The sequence below is a fragment of the Streptomyces coeruleoprunus genome (assembly GCF_039542925.1).
GTDB classification, from domain to species: domain Bacteria; phylum Actinomycetota; class Actinomycetes; order Streptomycetales; family Streptomycetaceae; genus Streptomyces; species Streptomyces coeruleoprunus.
In genome coordinates this window covers 964,488-988,609 of the sequence record NZ_BAABIT010000001.1, presented here as the reverse complement: position 1 = coordinate 988,609, position 24,122 = coordinate 964,488, and the positions used below count along the sequence as shown (strand labels likewise).

The 24,122-nt window shown below is 71.9% G+C and carries 18 protein-coding genes, 1 tRNA gene and 1 pseudogene; 12 read left to right on the top strand and 8 right to left on the bottom strand.

What is annotated here, in order from left to right:
* Positions 1-6: 6 nt before the first annotated feature.
* On the bottom strand, positions 7-828 hold the full coding sequence (locus ABEB09_RS04550) for a helix-turn-helix domain-containing protein (RefSeq protein ID WP_345687328.1): 822 nt from the start codon (positions 826-828) through the stop codon (positions 7-9).
* Between the two features lie 107 nt (positions 829-935).
* On the opposite strand from ABEB09_RS04550, the gene ABEB09_RS04545 reads away from it, so the two are divergent.
* A complete protein-coding gene (locus ABEB09_RS04545) occupies positions 936-1,241 on the top strand; it encodes a 4a-hydroxytetrahydrobiopterin dehydratase (protein ID WP_345687326.1) in 306 nt (101 codons plus the stop codon).
* Here the strand turns inward: ABEB09_RS04545 and ABEB09_RS04540 are convergent.
* A complete protein-coding gene (locus tag ABEB09_RS04540) occupies positions 1,174-2,169 on the bottom strand; it encodes a Rossmann-fold NAD(P)-binding domain-containing protein (protein WP_345693839.1) in 996 nt (331 codons plus the stop codon). The two genes, ABEB09_RS04545 and ABEB09_RS04540, sit on opposite strands and share 68 nt — an antisense overlap.
* Positions 2,170-2,273: 104 nt before the next feature.
* Between ABEB09_RS04540 and ABEB09_RS04535 the strand changes: the two genes are divergently transcribed.
* The 4 genes and pseudogenes from ABEB09_RS04535 to ABEB09_RS04520 all read left to right on the top strand — a co-directional run bounded on the left by ABEB09_RS04535 (position 2,274) and on the right by ABEB09_RS04520 (position 6,736).
* Positions 2,274-3,272: an AraC family transcriptional regulator gene (locus ABEB09_RS04535; protein ID WP_345687324.1), complete on the top strand. Its 999-nt coding sequence runs from the start codon at positions 2,274-2,276 to the stop codon at positions 3,270-3,272.
* Positions 3,273-3,658: 386 nt separating this feature from the next.
* Positions 3,659-4,558, top strand: a complete 900-nt coding sequence (locus ABEB09_RS04530) for a class I SAM-dependent methyltransferase (RefSeq protein ID WP_345687322.1) — start codon at positions 3,659-3,661, stop codon at positions 4,556-4,558.
* Positions 4,559-4,671: 113 nt separating this feature from the next.
* Positions 4,672-5,954, top strand: a pseudogene (locus ABEB09_RS04525) (VWA domain-containing protein).
* Complete coding sequence (locus ABEB09_RS04520) at positions 5,954-6,736, top strand: hypothetical protein (RefSeq protein WP_345687320.1); 783 nt, start codon at positions 5,954-5,956, stop codon at positions 6,734-6,736. The pseudogene ABEB09_RS04525 and the gene ABEB09_RS04520 overlap by 1 nt, the downstream one beginning before the upstream one ends.
* An 82-nt stretch (positions 6,737-6,818) precedes the next feature.
* Here the strand turns inward: ABEB09_RS04520 and ABEB09_RS04515 are convergent, their stop codons facing one another.
* Positions 6,819-7,649 (bottom strand): aldo/keto reductase, encoded by an 831-nt coding sequence (locus ABEB09_RS04515; RefSeq protein WP_345687318.1) that lies wholly within the window; start codon positions 7,647-7,649, stop codon positions 6,819-6,821.
* A gap of 203 nt (positions 7,650-7,852) precedes the next feature.
* On the opposite strand from ABEB09_RS04515, the gene pqqD reads away from it, so the two are divergent.
* On the top strand, positions 7,853-8,125 hold the full coding sequence (pqqD, locus tag ABEB09_RS04510) for a pyrroloquinoline quinone biosynthesis peptide chaperone PqqD (RefSeq protein ID WP_345687316.1): 273 nt from the start codon (positions 7,853-7,855) through the stop codon (positions 8,123-8,125).
* A 60-nt stretch (positions 8,126-8,185) separates the two neighbouring features.
* Positions 8,186-8,362 (top strand): hypothetical protein, encoded by a 177-nt coding sequence (locus ABEB09_RS04505; RefSeq protein ID WP_345687314.1) that lies wholly within the window; start codon positions 8,186-8,188, stop codon positions 8,360-8,362.
* Between the two features lie 22 nt (positions 8,363-8,384).
* On the opposite strand, the gene ABEB09_RS04500 is transcribed toward ABEB09_RS04505, so the two are convergent.
* A complete protein-coding gene (locus ABEB09_RS04500) occupies positions 8,385-10,208 on the bottom strand; it encodes an AMP-dependent synthetase/ligase (protein WP_345687312.1) in 1,824 nt (607 codons plus the stop codon).
* A gap of 327 nt (positions 10,209-10,535) precedes the next feature.
* Here ABEB09_RS04500 and ABEB09_RS04495 point away from each other — a divergent pair, with 327 nt between their 5' ends.
* Both ABEB09_RS04495 and ABEB09_RS04490 read left to right on the top strand, forming a co-directional pair.
* On the top strand, positions 10,536-11,546 hold the full coding sequence (locus ABEB09_RS04495) for a bile acid:sodium symporter family protein (RefSeq protein ID WP_345687310.1): 1,011 nt from the start codon (positions 10,536-10,538) through the stop codon (positions 11,544-11,546).
* Between the two features lie 289 nt (positions 11,547-11,835).
* Positions 11,836-12,228, top strand: a complete 393-nt coding sequence (locus ABEB09_RS04490) for a (2Fe-2S) ferredoxin domain-containing protein (RefSeq protein WP_345687308.1) — start codon at positions 11,836-11,838, stop codon at positions 12,226-12,228.
* A 160-nt stretch (positions 12,229-12,388) separates the two neighbouring features.
* On the opposite strand, the gene fdhD is transcribed toward ABEB09_RS04490, so the two are convergent.
* A complete protein-coding gene (gene fdhD / locus ABEB09_RS04485; RefSeq protein WP_345687306.1) occupies positions 12,389-13,237 on the bottom strand; it encodes a formate dehydrogenase accessory sulfurtransferase FdhD in 849 nt (282 codons plus the stop codon).
* Between the two features lie 231 nt (positions 13,238-13,468).
* On the opposite strand from fdhD, the gene ABEB09_RS04480 reads away from it, so the two are divergent.
* The 3 genes from ABEB09_RS04480 (at position 13,469) to ABEB09_RS04470 (ending at position 15,948) form a co-directional block, all read left to right on the top strand.
* Positions 13,469-14,443 carry a beta-ketoacyl-ACP synthase III gene (locus ABEB09_RS04480; protein ID WP_345687304.1) on the top strand — a complete coding sequence of 325 codons (975 nt, stop codon included), beginning with the start codon at positions 13,469-13,471 and terminating at the stop codon, positions 14,441-14,443.
* Between the two features lie 181 nt (positions 14,444-14,624).
* Positions 14,625-14,712 (top strand) — tRNA-Leu (locus ABEB09_RS04475).
* Positions 14,713-14,898: 186 nt separating this feature from the next.
* Entirely contained in the window at positions 14,899-15,948 is a 1,050-nt protein-coding gene (locus ABEB09_RS04470) for an HNH endonuclease (RefSeq protein WP_345687302.1), read from the top strand.
* Between the two features lie 207 nt (positions 15,949-16,155).
* Here the strand turns inward: ABEB09_RS04470 and ABEB09_RS04465 are convergent, their stop codons facing one another.
* The 3 genes from ABEB09_RS04465 to ABEB09_RS04455 form a co-directional block, all read right to left on the bottom strand.
* The gene (locus ABEB09_RS04465) at positions 16,156-16,779 is read right to left on the bottom strand and encodes a nucleotidyltransferase domain-containing protein (RefSeq protein ID WP_345687300.1); all 624 of its coding nucleotides are present in this window, start codon (positions 16,777-16,779) and stop codon (positions 16,156-16,158) included.
* A 986-nt stretch (positions 16,780-17,765) separates the two neighbouring features.
* A complete protein-coding gene (locus tag ABEB09_RS04460) occupies positions 17,766-20,801 on the bottom strand; it encodes an RHS repeat domain-containing protein (RefSeq protein ID WP_345687298.1) in 3,036 nt (1,011 codons plus the stop codon).
* Complete coding sequence (locus ABEB09_RS04455; protein ID WP_345687296.1) at positions 20,798-24,118, bottom strand: hypothetical protein; 3,321 nt, start codon at positions 24,116-24,118, stop codon at positions 20,798-20,800. Before ABEB09_RS04455 ends, ABEB09_RS04460 begins: the two co-directional genes overlap by 4 nt.
* Positions 24,119-24,122: the final 4 nt, after the last annotated feature.

The window sequence follows — 24,122 nt, the reverse complement described above, 5'->3', positions numbered from 1 at the left end:
CACCAGCTAACCCGCCAGGGACTGGAGGTACGCGGCGGTCTCCGGATCGGCCGGCAGCAGCGTCTCGATGGCCAGTTCGGCGACCGTCACGTCCATCGGCGTGTTGAACGTCGAGATCGACGACACGAACGACAGCACCCGCCCGTCGTGCTCGATGCGCAGCGGCAGCGCGAAGTACGGGTACGGCGCCCCACCCCCCGCGTGGCCGGCGCCGTCCGCCGCCTCGTCACCGGCCCCCGCCACCGGATACGCGGCGACCTCCTCGTACAGCCGCCGCAGCGGCTCGGAGCGGACCAGCGCGATCTGCCGCTCCATCTGCGCCAGCAGATGCCCCCGCCACTCCCGCAGATTGCGGATCCTCGGCGCCAGGCCCTCCGGGTGCAGGGTGATCCGCATCGCGTTCAGCGGCGGCGCCAGCAGGTGCGCGGGCAGCCCGTCCAGCAGCATCGCGATGCCCCGGTTCGCGGCCAGCACCGTGTACGCCCCGTCCACGACGATCGCCGGGTACGGCTCGTACCCGGCGAGCAGCCGCTCGATGCCCTCGCGCAGCGGCCCCAGCTGCGGGGCGTCCAGCGCCGACTCCGCGTACCGGGGCGCGTAACCCGCCGCCAGCAGCAGCGCGTTGCGCTCCCGCACGGGCACCTCCAGGTGCTCGGCGAGCCGCAGGATCATCTCCTCGCTGGGCCGGGAGCGGCCCGTCTCGATGAACGAGATGTGCCGGGCCGACGAGTCGGCCCGCAGCGCCAGCTCCAGCTGGCTCAGCCTGCGCCGCTCACGCCAGCCCCGCAGCAGCGGCCCTACTCCCGTGTCGATCGCGACAGTTGTCATACCGCAGACGGTAGCCGAGCCCGCCGTGTTGACCGCGCCCGCCCGGCCCCGGAACCGTAAGGTCGACACCGTCGTCACCGGCACCGACCCGGAAGGGAGCACGGGACATGCCCACCGAACCGCTGTCGCAGAAGGAGATCGAGGACCGGCTGCGGGAGCTGCCCGGCTGGTCGCTCGCGGGCGACCGCATCACCCGCACGTACCGGCTGTCCGGGCACTTCGCGGCGACCGCCCTGGTCGTCCACGTGGCCCGCATCCAGGAAGAGCTGAACCACCACTCGGACCTCACCCTCGGCTACAACACGGTGGCCCTGTCCGTGAACACGCACGACGCGGGCGGCGCCGTCACCGACCGGGACTTCGAACTGGCCTCCCGCGTCGAGGCCGTCGCCCCGGTGCACGGCGCCTCGTAGACCGCGTCCGCGTAAACCGTTTCCGCGGCCGGGCGCGATCACCGCCGCCCTTCGCCCCCGGCCACGGGCGGCGCCTACCGGAACGCCTCCCGCACGACGTCCCGAAGTCCCGCGGCTCCCGCCCCAGCACCCGCTTCACGCCGTCCGTCACCGACGCGTTGTGCCCGTCCAGCAGCATCGCGAACAGCCCCGCCAGCCACCGCGCCTCCGGGGCCGGCACGCCGAACCCCTGGAGGAGCGCGGCGTACTCGTCCGCCGTGACCGGTTCGTACGCCACCTCCCGGCCGGCGGCCCCGCCGATCTCCGCGGCCACCTCGGCGAACGTCAGCAGCCGAGGCCCCGTCAGCTCGTGCACCACCCCCTCGTGCCCGTCCCGCGTCAGCGCGGCGACGATCACGTCGGCCAGGTCGTCGGCGTCCACGAACGGCTCGGCGGTCGAGCCCGCCGGGAAGACCACGGCGCCCTCCGCCACCCCGCCCGCGAGCAGGCCCTCGGTGAAGTTCTGCGCGAAGAACGCGGCCCGCACCACGGTCAGTCCCGGGAACCCGGCACGCAAGGCGTCCTCCGCCCGCACCGCCTCCGGCTCCCCGCGCCCGGACAGCAGCACCACCCGCCGCAGGCCCGCATCCGACGCGAGCCGGCCGAAGCGGGCCATCGCGTCGACCGCGCCGGGCGCCGCCAGGTCCGGGTAGTACGCCACGTACGCCGCGTCGGCGCCGCGCAGCGCCCCCGCCCACGTGCCCGGGTCCTCCCAGTCGAAGGGCGTCCCGCCCGGCCGGGCACCCCCGTCGCGCGAACCGGCCCGCACGGCCGCACCGCGCGCCGCCAGCCGCTCCGCCACCCGGCGGCCCGTCTTCCCCCTCGCCGTCGTCACCAGCACCGTGTTCTGGGCGGTGTCCTGGCCGCCGTCGGGGCGCAGGTCCGTCATGTCGTCGAAGCTCGTCTCGTTCATGCGTCCAGGTTCCCGTCCGGCGCCCGCGCTTCCCATGCTCCCGACGCTCAGCCCCATACGCGTGCGTCTACGCTCCCGCCATGGACGCACTGGCCGGACTCCTCGACGGACCCCGGGCCCGCGGGGCCCTCCTGCTGCGGATGGTGATGGAACCCCCGTGGGCGGTACGCATCGAGGACCGTGCCCCGCTGTGCCTGATGTGCGTCACGCACGGCGAGGCGTGGATCGGCCACGACGGCGGCCGCCCCGTACGGCTGCGGCCGGGCGACATCGCCGTCGCCCGCGGCCCCGAGCCGTACACCGTCTCCGGCGCGCCCGGCACCCCGCCCCAGGCGCTCATCGGCCACGGCGGCACCTGCCACACCCTGCACGGGGAGCCGCTGGAGGAGACGATGCGGCTCGGCGTACGCACCTGGGGCAACGCGGCCGACGGCCGGCACACCCTCCTCGTCGGCACCTACGCCATGGAGGGCGAGGTCGGCCGCCGCCTCCTGGACGCGCTGCCGCCGCTGGTGCACCTGGCCGCCGACGCCTTCACCTGCCCCGTCGTCCCCCTGCTGGAGGACGAGATCGGCCGGGACGAGCCCGGCCAGAGCGTCTTCCTCGACCGGGTGCTGGACCTGCTGCTGATCGCCGTCCTGCGCGCCTGGTTCTCCCGCCCCGAGGCCGCCGCGCCCGCCTGGTACCGGGCGATGGGCGACCCGGTGGTGGGCCCCGCGCTGCGGCTCCTCCAGAACGACCCGGCCCGGCCCTGGACGGTGGCGTCCCTCGCCTCCCGCGTCGGGGTGTCGCGGGCCGGCCTCGCCCGGCGCTTCACGGAGCTCGTGGGGGAGCCCCCGATGACGTATCTGACGGGCTGGCGGCTCGCACTCGCCGCGGACCTGCTGCGCGGGACGGACGCGACGGTCGAGTCGATCGCCCGGCAGGTCGGCTACAGCGGCTCGTTCGCGCTCAGCGCCGCCTTCAAACGGGTCCGGGGCGTCGGCCCACAGGAGTACCGGACGGGCGGCGTCGGCCCGCAAGGGCACCGGGCGGGCGGCGGCCCGCAGGGGCACCGGACGGGCGGCGTCGGCTCATAGGGGCACCGGGCCGGCGGTCCGCAGTAGCACCCGACGGGCGTCGGCTCGCAAGGGCACTGGGTGGGCGGCGTCGGCCCACAGGAGTACCGGACGGGCGGCGGCGGCCCGCAGGGGCACCGGGCGGGCGGCGGCGGCTCACAGGGGCACCGGACGGGTGGCGTCGGCCCGCAGGAGTACCAGGCGGGCGGCGTCGGCCCGCAAGGGCAACGGATGGGCGTCGGCCCACTGGGGCTCCGGGCCGACGGTCCGCAGTAGCGCCCGACGGGCGTCGGCTCGCAAGGGCACCGGGCCGGCGGCGTCGGCCCGCAGGAGCGCCCGGCGGGCGGCGGCGTGCCGAAACAGCACGAAAGTTCGCGGTGACGGGCCCCCGCCCGCACCCTGACCCCATGACCGCTCACCCCACGCACGACCACGCCGCCCACGGCCACGCCCCGCACGACCACACCACGGACATCGACTGGACCGCGATGCTGCCCCTCCTGGAGCGGGGCGCCGAGTTGCGGACCCCGCTGTTCCGAGAGGCCGCGGCCTGGCTCGGTGACCTGCTGCCCGTCGGCGCCGTACGCCGCGTCCTCGACGTCGGCAGCGGGCCCGGCGTCCTGACCTGCCTGCTCGCCGAGGCGTTCCCGTACGCGGAGGTCGTGGCCGTCGACGCGACCGCGCCGCTGCTGGAGCGGGCCCGCGAACGGGCCGCCGCACGGGGCCTCACCGGCCGTGTGACGACCCTGCGCGCCGAACTGCCCGGCGACACCGACCGCCTCGGCGAGGCCGACCTGATCTGGGCCGGCGAGGCCGTCCACCACCTGGGCGACCAGGGCGCCGCCCTCGCGTCGCTCGCCGGGCGGCTGCGGCCCGGCGGCCTGATCGCCCTCGCCGAGGGCGGCCTGCCGGCCCGTCACCTGCCGCGCGACATCGGGATCGGCCGGCCCGGCCTGGAGGCCCGGCTGGAGGCGGCCGCCGCCGACTGGTTCACGCGGATGCGCGCCGACCTGCCGGACGCCCGCGAGGAGACCGAGGACTGGCGTGCCCTGCTCACCGCGGCCGGCCTCACCCCGAGCGGCACCCGCACCTTCCTCCAGGACCTGCCGGCACCGCTCCCCGCCACCGCCCGCGACCAGGTCGTCGCCCACTTCACCCGGCAGCGCACCGTCCTGGCCGACCACCTGGACGCCACCGACCGCGCCACGCTCGACCGGCTCCTCGACCCGTCCGACCCGGCGGGCCTCCACCACCGCCCGGACATCCACCTGCTGACCGCCCGCACGGTCCACACGGCACGCCGCTGACCGCGCACCCGGCCGGTGCGCGGCGGCGGCCCCGCCGCGCACCTCCGTAGCGCCCGTGGAGGCGTACCGGCGGCGAGTTGGGGAGAGATCACGCCGGTCAATATGATCCGGCGATGATCACACGAAAGCGACTGGGGGCCGCCGTCTGCGGCCTGCTGGTCACCCTCACGGGCGGGCTGTCACCCGTGGCCGCCCGGGCCGACACCGGGGAGCCGGCCGCCAAGGAAGCCCCCAAGGTGGAACTCGTCCTCGACGTCAGCGGCTCGATGCGCGCCCGGGACGTCGACGGGCAGACCCGCATGTCCGCCGCCAAGCAGGCCTTCAACGAGATCCTGGACGCCGTCCCGGACGAGGTCCGGCTCGGCATCCGCACCCTCGGCGCCAACTACCCCGGCAAGGACCGCAAGGAGGGCTGCAAGGACACCCGCCAGCTCTATCCCGTCGGCCCGCTCGACCGCACCGAGGCCAAGACGGCCGTCGCCACCCTGACCCCCACCGGATGGACCCCGATCGGGCCCGCCCTCCTCGGCGCCGCCGAGGACCTGGAGGGCGGCGACGCCACCCGCCGGATCGTCCTCATCACCGACGGCGAGGACACCTGCGCGCCCCTCGACCCGTGCGAGGTGGCCCGCGAGATCGCCGCCAAGGGCATCCACCTCACCATCGACACGCTCGGCCTGATGCCCGACGCCAAGACCCAGGCCCAACTCGTCTGCATCGCGGAGGCCACCGGCGGCACCTACACCTCCGTCCGCCACACCGACGAACTGTCCGCACGCGTAAGCCAGTTGGTCGACCGGGCGGCCAAGCCGACCATCACGGCCGTCCCCACCCAGGGCGCCGACCGCTGCGACAAGGCCCCCCTCCTCGCCCCCGGCCTCTACACCGACCGCGAGGTCTTCGGCGAGCACCGCTGGTACCGCGTCGAGGTCCTGCCCGGCAAGGAACTGCGCGCCTCCGTCAGCGTCGCCGCCGACCGCGACGTGAACCGTGACTACGGCGTCCTGCTGCGCGCCTCCACACAGGCCGGACGGGAGATCGTCCGCGGCGAGGCCGCCGGCGACGGCCGCACCGACGTCATCTCCACGGGCCTGCGCTACCCCAAGCCCGACATCGACGGCGCCGACACGGACACCGGCAAGCCGGCCGCCGAGACCGTCTGCCTGCGCGTCAGCAACTCCTTCTCCGCGCCCGCCTCGGTCAAGACCACCCCGGCCTGCCCGTCGAACTGAGCATCGACGTCGTGGACGGCCCCGACGAGGCCGCCGACACGGCCTTCCTCGGCCTCGGCCGCGGCTGGTGGTTCCTCGCGGCGCTCCTCGTCGCCGGGTTCGCCGCCGGACTCCTGTGGGGCTGGCTGTCCCGCTGGCGCGTCACCGTCTGGAGGACCAACTGATGCGACACGTACGCACCCTGACGGCGGCCGCCCTGCTCGCCGCGACCGCGCTCCTCGGCGTTCTCCCCGGCACCGCCGCCGCGGACACCCCCACGCCCACCGCGTCGGCCGACGGTGAACCGCCGGCGCCGACCGAGGCCGGCACGTCCTTCCGGGCGGCCACCGCCGTGCGGCCCGGACAGCGCGCCACCGCCCAGGCGTCGACCGGCGACTACCTGTACTGGCAGTTCCCCGCCGACGCGGGCGAGCGCGCGACCGTCCGCGCGACCGTCACCCTGCCCGAGTCGTCCGCCCGCCGGTCCGGCGTCACCTGGCAGATCGACGTGTACGACGGTCTGCGCCGCCGCCAGGCGTGCCGCCACGGCAGCCAGACCAAGGCCCTTCCCGCGGACGCCCGCACGGTGGCGCTCACCTGCCACCTGCGCACGGTCCGCGCCTGGGCCGAGCCCTGGTCGGACGACCCGCTGCCCGGCGCGTACTACGTGCGCCTGACGGCCGTACGCCTCGACGCCGCCGACATCGGCCAGCCCTTCGACGCGGCGCTGGACGTCGACGTCGACGACGCGGGTGCCGCCGCCGCGGTGGACGGCACGCTCGCGGCCCCGCTGGTCCAGGGCTCCTCCGCGACGGTCGAGCCCGAGGACGGCTGGGCGTCGGGCTGGTGGTCCACCCGCTGGCTGTGGACCGCGGGCGGCGCCGCTCTCGCGGCCCTCGCCGGCGTCTGGGGCTACAGCCTGACCCGCGGCACGGGCCGGCCCCCGGGCGTGCCCGGCACGCACTGACACCGAAGGGGCGCCCGGGCCGCTGCGGCCGGGCGCCCCTCCTGTGGTCTGACGTACCGTCAGCCGCTCGGCGCGGCTGCGGTCAGGCGCCGAACTCCGCCGGGTCCGGGCCCAGTCGCCGGCCCTCGTCCAGCGCCGCGAAGGCGGCCATGTCCTCGGCGTCCAGCTCGAAGCCGAAGACGTCGATGTTCTCCCGGATCCGCGACGGCGTCACCGACTTCGGGATCACCACGTTCCCGAGCTGCAGGTGCCAGCGCAGCACCACCTGCGCCGGCGTCCGGCCGTGCTTCCGGGCCACCGCCACCACGGCCGGGACCTCCAGCAGGCCCCTGCCCTGGCCGAGCGGCGACCACGCCTCGGTCGCGATCTCGTGCCGCGCGTGGAAGGCGCGCAGCTCACCCTGCGCCAGCTGCGGGTGCAGCTCGATCTGGTTGACCACCGGCACGACCGAGGTCGCGTCCATCAGCCGCTCCAGGTGCTCCGGCAGGAAGTTCGACACCCCGATCGCCCGCGCCCGGCCGTCGGCCAGGATCTTCTCGAACGCCTTGTACGTGTCGACGTACGCGTCCCGCGCCGGAACCGGCCAGTGGACCAGGTAGAGGTCGACGTAGTCCAGGCCCAGCCGCTCCAGCGAGGCGTCGAAGGCGCGCAGCGTCGAGTCGTACCCCTGCTCGCTGTTCCACAGCTTCGTCGTCACGAACAGCTCGTCACGCGGGATCCCGGAGGCCACGACGGCCTGGCCGGTGCCGCGCTCGTTCTCGTAGACGGCGGCGGTGTCGATGCTCCGGTAACCGGCTTCCAGCGCGGTGCCCACCGCGGCGGCCGCCTCGTCGTCCGGCACCTGCCAGACTCCGAAGCCGAGCTGCGGCATGGTGACGCCGTTGTTGAGGGTGAGGGCGGGGACCTTGCTCACGGGCGGTCGATCCTTACGTCGTCGGTCGGTACTCGCGAAGTCAACGATCACGACGTCGTACGCATTCCCGGCAGGTCCCATTGACCGCGTCCCATCAAGGCGAGAACCTGAACACGGTGCATCCATCTGAACATGACCGCTCCGGTCGCACACGACCGCTCCGGCGCTCCTGACCCCCACCTCTCAGGAAAGCAGGCCCCGTCATGCACCCCGCCCCGGACGACACCTGGAAGCCCGCCCTCTCCCGCTCGGTGCGCTTCCGCCACGGCCGCGCCCGCGGCGCCGACGTGCTCCTGCGGCCCGAACGCGTCGAGATCCTGCACGGCCACGCCGGAGCGGTCCTCAAGCTCTGCGACGGGCACCGGGACGTCGCCGCGATCGTCGCCGCGCTCCGGGCCCTGCACCCGGACGCCCCCGTCACCGAGGAGGTCGCCGCGTTCCTGGCCCGGCTCCGCGCCGAGGGCTGGCTCAGCTGACCCGGGCCGTTGTCGCCTCTGTTCGTGTCACTTCTGTCGTACGGAAGGAAGACGACCCACATGCCCGCCACCCGCACGACCGCGTTACGCGCCGCCGCCAGCGGCGCCCTGGCCACCGCGCTCCTCGCCGGCCTGGCCCAGGTCACCGCCGCCGCACCCCCGCACCGGCCCCCCGCCGAAGCTCCCGCCCGCACACCCGCGGTGGAGCGGCCCGTGCACCACGCGGCCGGCCGCTGACCCGAGCCCCGCCCCGACGACCTCACCGGTACAGGGCGTCGACCTCCGCCGCGTACGCCGCCTCGATCGCGCGCCGCTTCAGCTTCAGCGACGGGGTGAGCAGCCCGTGCTCCTCGCTGAAGGGGTGGGCCAGTATCCGGAACGTACGGATCGACTCCGCCTGCGAGACCAGCGTGTTGGCCGCGATCACCGCCCGGCGGATCTCCTTCTCCAGCGCCGGGTCCCGCACCAGCTCGGCCGGCGCGAGCGGCGCCCTGCTCTGCATGGCCAGCCAGTGCTCCACCGCCTCCTGGTCCAGCGTCACCAGGGCCGCGATGTACGGCCGGTTGTTGCCGACGACGACGCACTGCGCGACCAGTGGATGCGACCGGACCCGGTCCTCCAGGACGATCGGCGAGACCGACTTGCCGCTAGTCGTGACCAGGATCTCCTTCTTCCGCCCGGTGATCGTCAGATAGCCGTCCTCGTCGAGCCGCCCCAAATCCCCGGTCGCGAGCCAGCCGTCCTCGAGCACCAGGGCGGTCGCCTCCGCGTCGTTGAGGTAGCCCGAGAACACGTTGTCGCCGCGCAGCCACACCTCGCCGTCCTCCGCGATGCGCACCGACGTCCCCGGCACCGGCCGCCCCACCGTGCCGTACTTCGTGCGCTCCGGCGGGTTCGCCGTGGCCGCCGACGTCGACTCCGTCAGCCCGTACCCCTCGAAGACCGTCACCCCCGCGCCCTCGAAGAACAGCCCCATCCGCCGGTCCATCGCCGAACCGCCCGACATCGCGTGCCGCACCCGCCCGCCCAGCGCCTCCCGCACCTTCCCGTACACGACCTTCTCGAAGAACTGGTGCTGCATCCGCAGCGTCGCCGACGGCCCGGGACCCTCCCCGAACGCCCGGTGCTCCAGCGCCTCCGCGTACCGCACCGCCACGTCGACCGCCTTGTCGAAGTGACCCGCCTTCCCCTCCGCCTCCGCCTTCCGCCGCGCCGCGTGGAACACCTTCTCGAAGATGTACGGCACGGCCAGGACGAACGTCGGCCGGAACGCCGCGAGGTCCGGCAGCAGCGCGCTCGCCGTCAGCGTCGGCTGGTGCCCCAGCTTCACCCGGCCGCGCACCGCCGCGATCTCCACCATCCGCCCGAAGACGTGCGCCAGCGGCAGGAACAGCAGCGTCGACGCCTCGTCCCCGGGCTTGGCGTGGAACACGGGCTCCCAGCGCTCGATGAGCGTGTCGGTCTCGAACATGAAGTTCGCGTGCGTCAGCACGCAGCCCTTGGGCCGCCCCGTGGTGCCCGACGTGTAGATGACCGTCGCCACCGACTCGGGCGTCACCGCCCGCCGGTGGCGCTGCACCACCTCGTCGCCGAGGTGCGCACCCGCCGCCACCAGCTCCTCGACCGCCCCCGTGTCCAGCTGCCACAGCCGCTTCAGCAGTGGCAGCCGGTCCACCACCGAGCCGATCGTCATCGCGTGGTCCTCGTGCTCCACGACGCACGCCGTGACCGACGCGTCGTGCAGCATCCAGTGCACCTGGTCCGCGGAGGACGTGGGATAGACCGGCACGGGCTGCGCCCCCACGGTCCACAGCGCGAAGTCGAACAGCGTCCACTCGTAGCGCGTACGGGACATCACGGCCACCCGGTCCCCGAACCGCACCCCCTGCGCCAGCAGCCCCTTCGCCAGCGCCAGCACCTCGTCCCGGAACTCCCGCGACGTGACCTCGCCCCACTGGCCGGACGCGTCCTTGCGCCCGAACGCCACCCGGCCCGGATCACTCGCGGCGTGGTCGAACACGGCGTCGGCCAGCCCGCCGACCAGGGGAGCCGTCGCCAGGGGTGGGACAGTCAACTCGCGCAAAGGCCTGCTCCTTGTGGCGCTAGCACAGCGGAGGGTGACGGTACCCCACGGACAGTTCCCGCGGGAGGGGCTTCGTCAGGACTGGACCAATGGCATCGCCACAGGTCAGGCCGCAGGTGCCGGAGCAAGCATGTGGTCACGGCACGGGTCACCGGACCGCTACTGACCGGCTGGTAAGTAACCGGTGGCCGGATCTCCACGGAATCTGTACGACATACGCACAGCGTGTGGCCCCGGAAGGACCCGGCGCCGGTACCGGCTCGTGGTGGGAGAGGCGTACGGGAGAGGATGGGGGCGGCGCGACCCGCAACGAGAGCTGTGACCCCCATGACCCGCCCCCACTCGCCGGCCCGGCTACCGGTCGACCCCTTCATACTCGCCCTCCTCGCGACGGTCGGCCTCGCGGCCCTGCTGCCCGCATCCGGGCGGGCCGCCGACGTGGCCGGCCACGCCTCCACCGCCGCCATCGCGCTCCTCTTCTTCCTCTACGGCGCCCGGCTCTCCACCCGCGAGGCCCTCGACGGACTGCGCCACTGGCGGCTCCACGCCACCGTCCTCGCCTGTACCTTCGCCGTCTTCCCGCTCCTCGGGCTCGCGGCCGCGAAGGGCCTCGGGCCGCTGCTGCTGACACCGCAGCTCGCGGCCGGGCTGCTCTTCCTCTGTCTGGTGCCGTCGACCGTCCAGTCGTCGATCGCCTTCACCTCCATCGCCCGCGGCAATGTCCCCGCGGCGATCTGCGCGGGCTCCTTCTCCAGCCTCGCCGGGATCGTCCTCACCCCCCTCCTGGCGGCGCTGCTGCTGGGTGGGGTCGCGGGCGGGTTCTCCGCGGACTCGCTGCTGCGGATCGTGGCCCAGCTGCTCGCCCCGTTCCTCGCGGGACAGTTCGCCCGCCGCTGGATCGCCGGGTTCACCGGCCGGCACCGCAAGGCCCTCTCGTACGTCGACCGCGGCTCGATCCTGCTCGTCGTCTACACGGCGTTCAGCGAGGGCATGGTCCACGGCGTCTGGCAGCGGATCACCCCCGCCCGCCTCGCCGCGCTCCTGGGCGTCGAGGCGGTGCTCCTCGCCCTGATGCTGGCCCTCACCTGGTACGGCGCCGCCCGCCTCGGCTTCGGCCGCGAGGACCGGATCGCCATCCAGTTCGCCGGATCGAAGAAGAGCCTCGCCGCGGGCCTGCCGATGGCGAGCGTGCTGTTCGGGGCGCAGGCGTCCCTCGCCGTGCTGCCGCTGATGCTGTTCCACCAGATGCAGCTGATGGTCTGCGCGGTCATCGCCCGCCGCCGCGCCCGCGACCCGCGTCCCGCCGCACCGCGGGAGCGCCCGGCGGGCGTGGCGTGAACCCGCCCGAGCGTGGCGGCGGGGACGGGCGGCCGGTCGCCGTGGCGTGAACCCTCCCGAACGTGGCGGCGGGGACGGGCGGCCGGTCGCCGTGGCGTGAACCCCCCGCCCCAGGGGCGTGGCGTGAACCCTCCCGAACGTGGCGGCGGGGACGGGCGGCCGGTCGCCGTGGCGTGAACCCGCCCCCGCCCTCCCGTAACCATGATCACGGCGGATAACGTGACGGTATGCCCGCACCGGACCGCCCTCGCCGCCCCCTGCCCTGCCCGGCCCTCGTGGGCGGTGCCGCATGACGCGCAGCTGGATACGCCCCGGCGCCCAGCGCCCCTGCTCCCTCGTCGTGTGCCGCGGCTGCTGCTGCGGCGACGCCCGCAAGCATCCCGGCACCGACCACGCCGGACAGCTCGCACGGCTGCGGGCGGCGGCCGCCGCCTCGGACGGCCGGCTCGCCGTCCGCACCAGCGACTGCCTCGGCCCCTGCGCCCAGGCCAACATCGTCGTCGTCCAGCCCTCCACGGAGGGCCGCCGCAGGGGCGCACGCGCAGCCTGGATCGGCTTCGCCCTCGACAACGACTGCCTCGACGACCTCCTCGCCTGGGTCGACGCGGGCGGCCCCGGCCTCGCCGAACCCCCGGCGACCCTCAAGCTCCAGATGATCGACCCACCGCGGCCGGGCCGCTAGGGGATACAGCCCCTCCGGCGTTCGAGGAGCGGGGGTTCGGGGGCGGAGCCCCCGATTCGGGAAGGGGCGGGGTGGGGAAAGACCTTTCCGGCGCCGACGGCGCCGACGGCGCCGGAGGGGCCGCCCTCGTAGGGCCCCGCCGGACCGGCCCCGAGCCGGGTCAGCCCTGGTGCGCGGGCTCCTCCAGCGCGATCCGGTGCTCACCCGCGTATACGTTCATGTTCCGGCCGCGCAGGAACCCCACCAGGGTCAGCCCCGTCTCCCCGGCCAGGTCCACCGCCAGGGACGACGGCGCCGACACCGCGGCCAGCACCGGAACGCCCGCCATCACCGCCTTCTGCGCCAGCTCGAACGACGCCCGCCCCGACACCAGCAGCACCGCCCGCTCCAGGGGCAGCCGGCCCTCGCGCAGCGCCCGGCCCACCAGCTTGTCCACCGCGTTGTGCCGGCCCACGTCCTCCCGTACGTCGAGCAGTTCACCCGACTCCGAGAACAGGGCCGCCGCGTGCAGCCCGCCCGTCCGGTCGAACACCCGCTGCGCCGCCCGCAGCCGGTCCGGCAGGTCCGCCAGCAGCTCGGGCGTCAGCCGCAGCGGGGGAGTGTCGGCGATGGCGAAGCGGGCCGTGGTCCGCACCGCATCCAGGCTCGCCTTGCCGCACAGCCCGCACGACGAGGTCGTGTAGACGTTCCGCTCCAGCGTGATGTCCGGAACGGTCACCCCGGGCGCCAGCTGCACGTCCACCACGTTGTACGTGTTGCCGCCGTCGTCCGTCGCCCCCGCGCAGTACACGATGTTCCGCACGTCCGCCGCCGAACCCAGCACGCCCTCACTGACCAGGAAGCCCGCGGCGAGCGCGAAGTCGTCGCCCGGCGTGCGCATGGTGACGGCCAGCGGCCGCCCGTTCAGCCGGATCTCCAGCGGCTCCTCCGCGACCAGCGTGTCCGGCCGGGCGGACACCGCACCGTCCCGGATGCGGAGGACGCGGCGGCGCTCCGTGACCCGTCCCATGTCTCATCAGTCCCGGTTCTCGCGCGATCTCGTTGACCCGCCCATTCTCCTGCACCCGCCGGGCGCACCCGCCACCACCTGCCGGCCCGGTACCACGGGGTGATGTTGCGGAGTCTCCAAGTGGCGGGCGGGAATCCTGTGGGATCACATGCCCGGTTACCGGCCAGTCGCTGACGAGACTGGACAGCTCCTGACCATCGCCACATCGACACGACCGAGGGGGTCCCGGGCATGACGGGCACTCGTATCGCCGCGCTCGGGCATTACCAGCCCGCCAAGGTGCTGACCAACGACGACCTGGCCGCACTGGTCGACACCAGCGACGAGTGGATCCGCAGCCGCGTAGGAATCCGCACCCGCCACGTCGCGGCAGACGACGAGACCGTCGACGAGATGGCCGCTCACGCGGGCGCCAAGGCCCTCGCCTCCGCCGGAATCACCCCGGCCGACATCGACCTCGTCCTGGTCGCCACCTCCACGGCGATCGACCGCTCCCCGAACACCGCCGCCCGCGTCGCCGCCCGCCTCGGTATGACAGCCCCCGCCACGATGGACCTCAACGTCGTGTGCGCCGGGTTCACCCACGCCCTGGCCACCGCCGACCACGCCGTACGGGCCGGCTCGGCCACCCGCGCCCTCGTCATCGGCGCCGACAAGATGACCGAGGTCACCGACTGGACCGACCGCACGACCTGCGTCCTGGTCGGCGACGGTGCCGGCGCGGCGGTCGTCGAGGCCGCACCCGGTACGTCCGGTGGCCCGGAAGGCCCGGCCGTCACCGTCCCCGGAATCGGCCCGGTCCTGTGGGGCTCCGTCCCCGAGATGGGCCACGCCGTCCGCATCGAAGGCACCCCGCCGCGCTTCGCCCAGGAGGGCCAGAGCGTCTACCGCTGGGCCACCACCCAACTCCCGCCCATCGCACGCCGCGTCTGCGAACGCGCCGGCATCACCCCCGAGGACCTCGCCGCCGTCGTCCTCCACCAGGCCAACCTGCGCATCATCGAACCCGTCGCCCAGAAGATCGGCGCCGTCAACGCCGTCATCGCCCGCGACGTCACCGAGTCCGGCAACACCTCCGCCGCCTCCATCCCCATGGCCCTCTCGAAACTCGTCGAGCGCGGCGAGATCCCCTCCGGCGCCCCGGTGCTCCTCTTCGGCTTCGGCGGCAACCTCTCCTACGCCGGCCAGGTCATCCGCTGCCCCTGACGCGCCCGTCCCCTCGCCGCTGCTGCACGAGGCGTAAGCATCGCGAAACGCTCCGTACTGGAAGCGCCGCAGTCCGCCGCCGGGCCCCTGACCACGGGATATGTGGGTGAGGGGCACCTCGAACCCCTGGTAGAGTTATCCATGTCGCCGCGGGGAACACCCCGAAGCGGCAAGACACCTGGTCCGGGTGGCGGAATGGCAGACGCGCTAGCTTGAGGTGCTAGTGCCCTTTATCGGGCGTGGGGGTTCAAGTCCCCCCTCGGACACCAGCAGAGACCCCAGTTGATCTGGGGTTTTTCTGTTTCTCCGGCTGTGGCGTGACCAACCACGTGACCAACAGCCGAGCGAACTTCCTGGTCAGGCCAGGTATGACAGGCCAGTCGGCTGGCTCTGGTAGCCGCCCGGATCAGGCGCTGCGAACGCCGGCTGTCAGTGGCGGCTCCTACTGTGCGTCCATGGACGACAACTCACAGAAGCCGATGGCGGCTCCGTCCTTAGCCTGCCCCGGGGCCACAGGGAACGTAGCCCCTCCTGACGGGCCGGGAGCCGATGCGAAGCCGAAGGGCATCGCGCTGTATCACGACATGCGGGTCGAAGAGGACTTCACCAAGTGCGCCACCCGCATCTTCTCCATCCTGAAGAAAGCCGCGGCGACGAGTCCCGGCGCCCCGCGCTACCTCTACCTCGACATCCAGGGGCACCGTAATTCCGCCGGCGGCTACGACGCCGATGCCTTCGAGATCATCCAGGACTTCCTGCTGGGATTCCTCGGCCCGTATCTCACGGAGATCAGCACACCGCTCTACCAGGCGAGGAACCCCGAGCCGCAACGTGAGGACATCCCTGATGTCCTGAACATACGAGACCCCGGCCGTGAACACGCCTACGACCACCGCGAGCTGCGCGTACGCAACCGGGACAGCCACCCTGACCAGCGCCGGTCCAGACCCCCGGTCCGAGCCATTGCCGACTACCTCGGTCTCGATGAGCCGATCTGCCTGATCTGCTGGCAGGCACCGGTGGAGAGAGCGCATGTAGTCCCGGAGTCCCTCGGCGGTTCCAACGATGTGCGGAACTTCGCCCTCCTCTGTCCGCGCCACCACCGCGAGGCGCCCGATGTCGCGGACGCCGAGGCGTTCTGGTCCTGGGTCGACTACGCCTGTGAACGCGACGGCCATATGAAGTGGGAAGGTGTGCTGCCGGAGATGCTGGCAAAGGCGGAACTCGTAGGCCTCCACATTGAGACGTCCGGACCCGTGCGGAAGAGCCTGCGCCATTTCGACCGAGTCCGGGACGAACTTGTGCGTCACTACGGCTGGTGCCCGGAAGATTTCGCTGGCGGCTACCACTGGGGAGCGCTGATGGATGAGTTCCACACCGTGATGGACGCGGCGACCAGCACTCACTTCAACGTCGCCAAGAAGGCATCCACCGAAGCATGGGCTTTCGAAGTGGCTCGCAGACGTCTGAGAGACGGGGCTGCGGAGCACTGGACCTCCTGCTGAGGCGTTCGGCGCGGGCACCCTCGCTCACGACCCGGCCGCCGGCGGCCTGCTCCCGCACATCCACCGCTCCGCCGTCTGAAGGCCCAGTCGGCCGACGGCCGCACGAGCCACTCCTGAGGGCCAAGGTCCAATTCCTCAGCCAACTGCTGAGCGTGGAAGTCACGTCGCCCACGATGACCCAGCCCCGGAACGCCGACGTTCCGCTGCTCACCTTCGGCTGACCGGCAGAAGCCGGCCGAGCCAGGGGTGGCCGGGCACGATCACCCGGATCGCGTCCGCCAGCCAGGCGCGCGCCGGAGCGTCCAGCAACGGCAGCACCGCTTCGAAATCGGTCGCGTCCTTCTCCCGGGTCGCCTTCGCCTTGTAGAAGAGCTGCACCTCTGGCGCGAGATACGGGATGCCCGTCTCGCTTGTTCGCCCGAGCTGGTCGATTGGGCGCCGGATCGCCGGGGCGCGCCGCGAGACCCACTGGGTTCCCTCGGCCTCGTCCAGCATGAGCTGTACCGACCAGGGTGCCTTCGGCGTGCGTCGACACCAGACGTCGTGGAGCGACGGCTGAAGGACCTCTCCTGGGTGCCATGGTCGCAGCTTCCCCTGGCCGGGCGGATCCGCCACGTACAAATCCCAGTCGGCCAGGAAGCCGCGTACGAGCGTCTGGTCGCGGCGGAGGACCAGGACGTCGAGATCGCTGTGCGGGCGCAGTTCGTGGCCGACCGCGAGCTCGATCGCGTACCCGCCGGCGATCCACCACGGGAAGTCCGCCTGGGCGAAAACCTCAGCCACATCCTCGGGACGCTCAGGCACCCAAGGCCCCAGGGTGTCTTCACTCACCTGCCCATACTCTCAGCAATCGGGTAGGCGGAGGCGAAAGCCGGCATTAGGCCGACGGAGCCGGGGTGACCGGTCCGACGCTCATAAACGCCCCATACGCATCAGGAGCACCGGCAGCCATCGTTGTGTACGCACCTGAAGTCAGGTCGCTCCTGTGGCAGTACGCCCCTCGGCGGCGCGCTGCCGCGATTGCGTGGCATCCCGGGGAGAGCCACCGACGCCAACGCGTACGAGCACGCGCGTGGCCCCTACGAGGTGTGCCCGCGCTGGGCCGCCGGGAAGTACATCTGCGAGATCCACGACGGGGATCCCTTCCTCCCCGTGAACCTCTACGTCGTCGCCGCGCCCTCATGGCACGCCGCTACGGCTGAAGGAAGGAGTGGTTTGCTCACCGAGCGCGGACGGGGCCTGCGCATTGTGAACGACTTGGCCTGTGGGCAGTGGGGGTTTCATGTGACGGACTGTGGGACGAAAGCCGCCTGGTTCGCGCTGGGGCCGACGGTAGCCCGGAGGCGAGGCGATGCCAGCTGAGCGACGCGGATCCACAGCTGCCAGAAGACCTCAAAAGAGCTGGTGAGAGAGGTGTTCCGCTCCCGCACCTGCTCAGGGCGGGCACCGCATGGCAACTGGTCCAAGTTCAGGCGATGCACCGGCTCAACCTCCGCTCGCGCGGAGCACCTCCCGCAGATCGGCGATCTCCGTACGCAGCGCGGGTCACCTCCGCTCGAGCGGAGGTGACCCGCGTTCTTGGTCACCGCGGCCGTGCAGTTCGGTGTGCTCTCCGCACAGGCGGAGGTCAGCCGCAGCCGAGGTCTGACTCGGCCGGGGTTTTCGGCAGTCCTTTCCCGCGAGATCACGCGGGGCTTCCGGGTGCGTTCGCCCGCAGTCGCAGGGGCGCGGCATGCTCCGGGCTCGGTGATCCACTGGGCGACAGTCGCAGAGCCCGTCGGGGTGGTGCCGGACCGGCACCACCCCGTGGCAGAGGATCAGATCATGCCCACGACTCCCACAAGGCCCACCACCGCCATTGCCGCCTCCAGCGGAGCCGTGATGCTGCCACCGCCGCCTCCACCGCGGCCGCCTCCGCCCGAGCCGGGGTGCGTGTAGACGACTTCCGGGTAGTGCATGTCGACGGTTTCCGTCCAGCGGATCTCCTGCTTTTTGAGCGACATCACGCCCTCCGTCCCGAATCTCCTGTCGAGGTCCTTCGCGATGTTCTCCTCCCACCAATCGCCGTAGCCGCCGATCGCCGGGGAGGTGTGCACGGCAGAGTTGATCGTGCTCTCGTTCGACACGCGGAAGTCGATCGTCACCGTCCCCTTCTTCCTGTCCACGCCGGTGATCGTGTAGTGCAGGATGTACGAGCCGAGGAACGCCGCGGGCTGGTTCGGGCCCGGGGCGGCCAAGCCGCGCCCGACGCCCACGAAGTCGCGGTAGAGCCCGAAGAGGCCCCAGGAGCCGAGACTGTAGTCCTTGCGGCCGCTGCTTCCCATCTTGAGCTTTCCGCTCTCGGCCTTCCAGGCGATGTCCTGCCGCGCACTCTGGACGTGGTGGTGCCGCTGCAGCGTCTGGGTGAACCGGCTGTCGCCGTCCAGTGATCGCTTCTTCGGGCCGGTGCCGGTGGCCCACTCCCAGCCGAGGCGGACGGCCGTGGGGTCGCTGTCGGTGCCGATCACCCTCTCGGGCATCACCTTGCGGAAGTAGGGATCGGCGGGCTTGAGAACATAATTGCCCAACGCGTGCATCCTGCTGTCCACGGCCTGGGTGAATACGGCGGCGAATACCTTGCCGGCTCCCTCGACCGCCTCGGCCATGAGCGGGTCCGGGATACCCAGGAGTCCGCTCGGGTCGGAGCTGTTCGCCGGGTTGTTGCCCGCGTAGGCGTAGGCGTTCCACTGCTGCGGCTGAGCCGGGTCCTGGATCGGGTCGGGGGACAGGAACCGGCCGAGGACGGGGTCGTAGGCGCGAGCTCCCAGGATGTCGAACCCTGTCGAGGGGTCCTCGGGCTTGCCCAGGAAGCCGCGGGTGGTCCCGGCAGGGAGGCTCGTGCTGCCGCGCTGACCGCCGAAGGGCAGGTAGCGGCGGCGTGTGACGGCGCCGGTGACGGCGTCGATCCCGAGCTGTGTGGAGGCCTGGTGATCCGCCATCAGCCAAGTGAGCTTCCCGCTCGCACCGTCGGCGACCCGCATGGCGACGGTGCTGTCACCGCTCTTGTAGTAGCGGGTCGCGACCGGGGTACCAGTGGTGCTCTTGTGGATCTCCTGGTCGCCCAAATACAGGACGTTGCCGTTTGGGCTGGTACGCATCAGCAGCTGGCCGTCGGCGTCGTAGACGTACCGGGTGACCTTGTCGCCGCTCGCCGGCTTCGCGGTGAACCGGACCAGGTGGTGCTGGGCGTTCCAGACGAGGTCGGCCGGGACCACGGCGCCGGTGGCCTCGTCGAGGACGGACCGGGTCTGCAGTTGCCCGGCAAGGTCGTAGCTGTAGAGGTCGCTCCCGCCGGTGCGGTCCACCGAGGTGACCGCGTGCGGGCGTGGGGAGCCGGCCGCCGGGTAGTGGTACGTCCTGGTGGTGGCGTTGGTCGGTCCCGTCGCCGTGGTCCGCGAGGTCACGTTGCCGATGCTGTCGTAGGTGAAGGACTGCTGGTACGGGTCCGGCCCCACGGAGAAGTCCGGGTTGGGGCTACCGGCACAGGCGGTGGCTGAGCCCGTGGTCCAGGCGGCGGTCAGCCGATGCAGGTCGTCGTAGTCGAAGCACTGCCGCTGGGCGGCCGTATTGTCGACGAGAGCGGTGACGCTGCCGTTGGCGTTTCGGGTGTAGGTGTCGCTCTGGACGGTGCCTCCGGCGGTGGTGCCGGTGGTGATGTTGTTCAGCCAGCGGGTGCCGTTGTTGTCGTCGTAGGTGTAGCTGCGGGTGGCGGCGGTGCCGCCCGCACCATAGGCACGGCCGGTCAGGCGGCCGTAGTTGTCGTACGACGTGCTGTCCACGTACACGGTGGTGCCGAGGGTGCCGGTGAGCCGTGACGCACGGCCCTGGTCGGTGTAGGTGGCGGTCACCTTCTCCGAGGGGAGCCCGGCGACGGCCGGGTAGGTCACCGCGGTCATGTTGCCGGCGGCGTCGTACTCGTACTGGAAGGTGTACTGGCCGTCGAGCCCGGAGCCGTCGGCGGGGATGGTGAGGGTCTTGCTCAGCGCCCTGCCGTGATGGTCGTAGGAGCCGATGGACGTGGTGTAGGCGTGGGTGCCGTCGTAGGAGGTGGCGGAGGCCAGCAGCCCGATGCCGCCGGGCGCCGTGTCGTAGCTGCGGCTGTTCAGCACCGTGGTGCCCTGCCGGACCCTGAGGGGCCGGTGGAGGTTGTCGTAGTCGTAGCTCAGTACGGTGCCGTTGGCGTCGGTGGTGGTTTCGATTTCACCGAAGGCGTTATAGGTGGTGCGGGTGGTTCCCGCGTCGGGGTCCTCGGTGGAGACCAGGTCACCCGCCCAGTTGTAGGTGCGCCGGGTGAGGTTGCCCTGGGCGTCCCGGATCTCGGTGAGCTGGCCGCCGTGCGGATAGGAGTAGGTGCTGGTGAACGCCTGGGTGGCGGTGTGCTCGACGACCTTGGTGGGGTGCCCGTAGACGTCGGTGTAGGTCTCGGTGGGCTGCCCCAGCGCCGGGAAGGTCGCGATGTGGTCGGCTCCCGTGAAGACCGTCCTGGTGTGCCCGGCGGTCTGTGCCTGGCCGTTCACCAGGATCCGGGACTCGATCTTCCGGCCGGCCCAGTCCACGATCACGTCGTTGTAGGAGGGCAGGTCCGCGACCCTGGGCTTGACCATGCCGTCGGCAGGCAGCGTCTGCAGGTTGGAGTGGTAGAAGGGTGACGAGACGCCGGTGACGTTGCCCGAGGAGTCGTAGCGGGTGGACACCACGGTGAGCCCGGACTTGTCGGGCGAGGGGGTCTGGGTCTCCCGGGTGCGGCCGAGCCCGTCGATGAACTCCGTGCTGGAGGAGTAGGTGCTGCCGGACTGGAGGGCATGGCTGATCACCTTGGGGCCTGGTCCACCACGCGCGGGACGCCGTCGCTCTTGGTGGCGGTGTGGAGGGTGTAGCTGAACTTCATGGACGGGTTCGCCCCGCCGTACTCGGACGGCAGCCACACCGCCACGGTCCGGCCCGCCGCGTCCAGGTCGATCTTCGTCGTCCTGTTGTTGGCGTCCACCGTCTTCCAGAGTTCTCCCCAGAAACGTGAGTAGAAGTTGGTGGTCGTCTGGGGGGTGCCCGGGCCCGTGCCGTCCGGGTCGGCGGTGGTCGTCACGACGCCGTCGGTCGGCCAGGTGTTGTCGGGCCGATAGGTCGTGGTGGTGGTGTTGCCGAGGGCGTCCGTGTCCGAGACGACCCGGCCCGCTTGGTCGTACGTGTGCCTGACGAAACGGTACTGCCCCTCGGCGGCATAGGAACGCACCTCGGTCGGCTTGCCGTCGGTGGGGACGTTCGTGGTGAGCGAGGTGGCGCCGTCGTAGAGGACCATGGTTTCGGCGTCCTTGTAGGACTCCAGGTTGGCCGCCGAGCAGCCCGCCGCGTAGTGGCGGGTGTGGTCCTCCAGGGCCATGAACCGCTCGATGGGGGTGGTGCCGATCTTGCTGCGGTTGTAGGCGCGGCCGTAGATGGTGCACTGGTTGTCGGACACGCCGGTCTCGCCCCAGTCGTGTGTGCGCATGGGCAGGCCGAAGGTAGTGCTGGCCGGTTCTGTGTTGTCGAACTCCTGCGTCACGATGTGCTCGCGCCACGTGGACTCGAGCGAGTCAATGGTGGTGGAGACCTTGGTGTGCGTGGTGGTCTTGGACTTCCGGACGAACCGGGCGTCCGGCAGGCCCTCGTACCGGGCCGTGGTGTACACCCAGTAGTCGTACACGGTCCGCTCCTGCGGCTCGCGGTTGTGGTCCCGGGTGCTCGTCTCCAGCGTGTGGCCGGCCAGCCAGGCCGAGTCCGTGTGGGTCCCGCCGAACGTGTCCTTGACGGTCACGGAACGCTTCAGTGCGGGGTCCGTCTTGGAGGTGCGGTCACTGTCGAGGCCCCGGTACAGCCAGTGGTGGACGGACGAGGCGTTCTTGTTGGCGCCCTTGGAGACGGTGACTTCCGCATAGCCGCGCCAGTCGGACCACGTCTCGTCCACGTCCGGGACCAATGGGTCGTTGGTGAACCGCCAGCCGGCGCCGCCGTGGTAGTCGTACGTGGTGGTCATCACCGGATCGCCGTCGTGGCCGGAGCCCACGCCCACGCCCGGGTCGCTCTGGACCTTGGTGACCAGGTACTTGTGGAACCAGCCGGTGCGTTCGTCGGTCGCCCCCTCGGGGATCCACTTCTGCCAGTAGCAGTTCTTGGTGTTGGACGACTGGCTGGACGGTGCGGTGTCGCACGGGTCGGGCCTGCCGTAGGTCACATCGGTGACCGCGCCGAGGTCGCCGTACACGCGGTCGATGCGGCGGAACTGCAGGGTGCCGGAGCCGACGAGATTGTCCTTGTCGACGCCGTGGAAGTCGATGGTGGGCAGGGTGATGTTCGGGTCGTTGCCATACGCCTTCCGCTGGACGTAGTCCAGCCACAGCATGGTGTTGTTGGCACCCGTGCCGTTCGTGAACGCGTACTTCATCTGGTACTGCATGACCGGGAGCCACGTGGCGGTCGCGTCGTCCCAGATCTGGGTGTTGATGTCCCAGAGCATGTCCCGGTGGAAGAACGTGGGGTAATAGGTCTTGCCCGCACAGGCGTTCGCGGGATCCGCCGATCCGTCACAGATCAGGTCCGTGGGTACGTCCGGGTACGAGGACGGTGAGGTGGCGATCGACGGGCAGTCAGTGGTGACCGGATTGCCCAGCGGGTCGGGTTCGGAGGTGCGCTCCGTGCACCGGTTCACGTGCTGGAACACCACACGTGCCGGCAGCTTCGCGTCCGCGATCTGGGAGGCCCAGCCGTACTCGACGCGCTTGAGGTAGGACGCCGCGTCGTACTCGCGTGCCTGGTCCGTGCCGACGGTGGACCGGTACCAGTTCTTCTCCTTGTCGTAGAAGTACGAGGTCTCGACCTCGCTCGGGTCGACAGTGCGGTCCAGTCCCCAGCGCCAGCCCATGGTGCACACCGAGGTCACGATGCTGCCGGTCCAGCACGGCTCGCCGCTGTCGTTGCTCACCACGGGGACCGTCAGGACGGAATTGGTGGCGCTCTGGGTGCGCTCGGAGCGGCCCCAGCCGAAGTAGTAGCGGGTGCCGTCCTGGTGGGAGACGACCCAGTACGAGTCCACGGAGCCGTGGCCGCCGGAGGTGATGTGCTGCACGCGCCAGCCCGGGTCGTCCTGGACGTGGTACGAGCCGTCACCGGTGCGGTCCTGGATGAGCTGCGAGGTGACACCGTTCAGGTTGATGATGTAGACGGCGCCGTCCGGCTCCACGGCGGAGTTCGGGGAGTCCCAGCACAGGTCGTAGATGCTCTGCCCGGCGAGACCGTCGTCGGAGCAGTTGCGGTACTTGCGCTCGATGAAGCCGACGCCCAGGTTCCAGCCCATGCCCACCCAGGACCCCTGGTTGTTCGTCGCCGAGGTACGCCCGTCGACGTTCTGGGAGTTGTACTGCAGGGACAGCGACGGCGCCGTGCCCATCGGAGGGTTGGGCAGCTGGATGGGCAGGGAGTAGGTGAACGCGCCCGAGCCGACGGAGACATCCCACGAGCCCGACGGGTTGAGCTGGGTCGCCCGGTAGTCGCCGCCGTCGGACGAGGAGCCCGACGCCAGGGTGTAGACGGACCCGGTGGTGGTGGAGGCGGTCCTCAACGCCCGGTCCAGGGAGTGCGTCGTGACGCCACCGCCGTCCGCCTCCGCGCCGTTGTGGGACGAGTCCGGGTCCGGGTCCGCCTGCACCGTCGCGGTCAGCGTCCCCTCCTTGACGTCGTTCGTCGCCGGTATGTACGTGCGCTCGGCGCAGCCCTTGGCGTGCGGGGTGGTGAGCGCGCAAGCCGGCAGCCTCACCAGCCGCAGGCGCGAGGCGAAGTCGCCGCCGTACAGGTGGCGGAACTTGTCGTAGTCGATGGACAGGCGCAGCGCACCGGGCGACGAGGCGCCGTCGCTGCGCAGCAGCCGCGCTCCGACAGCGATACCGCCGGCCGCCTTGACCTGCTCGTGGCCGAGCACCCGTACGTCGACCTCGGACACCGATGGCCGCCCCGGGGCGGCGGCCGGGGCCACCGACACCACCGCGTTCCGCGCACGCGCGCCGGCCCTCGCCGTGTCGACGATGCCGGTCGGGGCCACGGCGAGCGCCTTCCCGTCCGTGGACCGGCTGAGGTCGACGCGCGCCGAAGCGGTCTCGGGCATGGCC

Bases quoted from the DNA above. Each gene is read 5' to 3' on its own strand.
- ABEB09_RS04540 (WP_345693839.1), bottom strand. From the start codon at position 2,169: ATGACGGACCTGCGCCCCGACGGCGGCCAGGACACCGCCCAGAACACG.
- ABEB09_RS04455 (WP_345687296.1), bottom strand. From the start codon at position 24,118: ATGCCCGAGACCGCTTCGGCGCGCGTCGACCTCAGCCGGTCCACGGAC.
- ABEB09_RS04545 (WP_345687326.1), top strand. From the start codon at position 936: ATGCCCACCGAACCGCTGTCGCAGAAGGAGATCGAGGACCGGCTGCGG.
- fdhD (WP_345687306.1), bottom strand. From the start codon at position 13,237: ATGGGACGGGTCACGGAGCGCCGCCGCGTCCTCCGCATCCGGGACGGT.
- ABEB09_RS04505 (WP_345687314.1), top strand. From the start codon at position 8,186: ATGCCCGCCACCCGCACGACCGCGTTACGCGCCGCCGCCAGCGGCGCC.
- ABEB09_RS04520 (WP_345687320.1), top strand. From the start codon at position 5,954: ATGCGACACGTACGCACCCTGACGGCGGCCGCCCTGCTCGCCGCGACC.
- ABEB09_RS04530 (WP_345687322.1), top strand. From the start codon at position 3,659: ATGACCGCTCACCCCACGCACGACCACGCCGCCCACGGCCACGCCCCG.
- ABEB09_RS04495 (WP_345687310.1), top strand. From the start codon at position 10,536: ATGACCCGCCCCCACTCGCCGGCCCGGCTACCGGTCGACCCCTTCATA.
- ABEB09_RS04535 (WP_345687324.1), top strand. From the start codon at position 2,274: ATGGACGCACTGGCCGGACTCCTCGACGGACCCCGGGCCCGCGGGGCC.
- pqqD (WP_345687316.1), top strand. From the start codon at position 7,853: ATGCACCCCGCCCCGGACGACACCTGGAAGCCCGCCCTCTCCCGCTCG.
- ABEB09_RS04550 (WP_345687328.1), bottom strand. From the start codon at position 828: ATGACAACTGTCGCGATCGACACGGGAGTAGGGCCGCTGCTGCGGGGC.
- ABEB09_RS04470 (WP_345687302.1), top strand. From the start codon at position 14,899: ATGGACGACAACTCACAGAAGCCGATGGCGGCTCCGTCCTTAGCCTGC.
- ABEB09_RS04490 (WP_345687308.1), top strand. From the start codon at position 11,836: ATGACGCGCAGCTGGATACGCCCCGGCGCCCAGCGCCCCTGCTCCCTC.
- ABEB09_RS04480 (WP_345687304.1), top strand. From the start codon at position 13,469: ATGACGGGCACTCGTATCGCCGCGCTCGGGCATTACCAGCCCGCCAAG.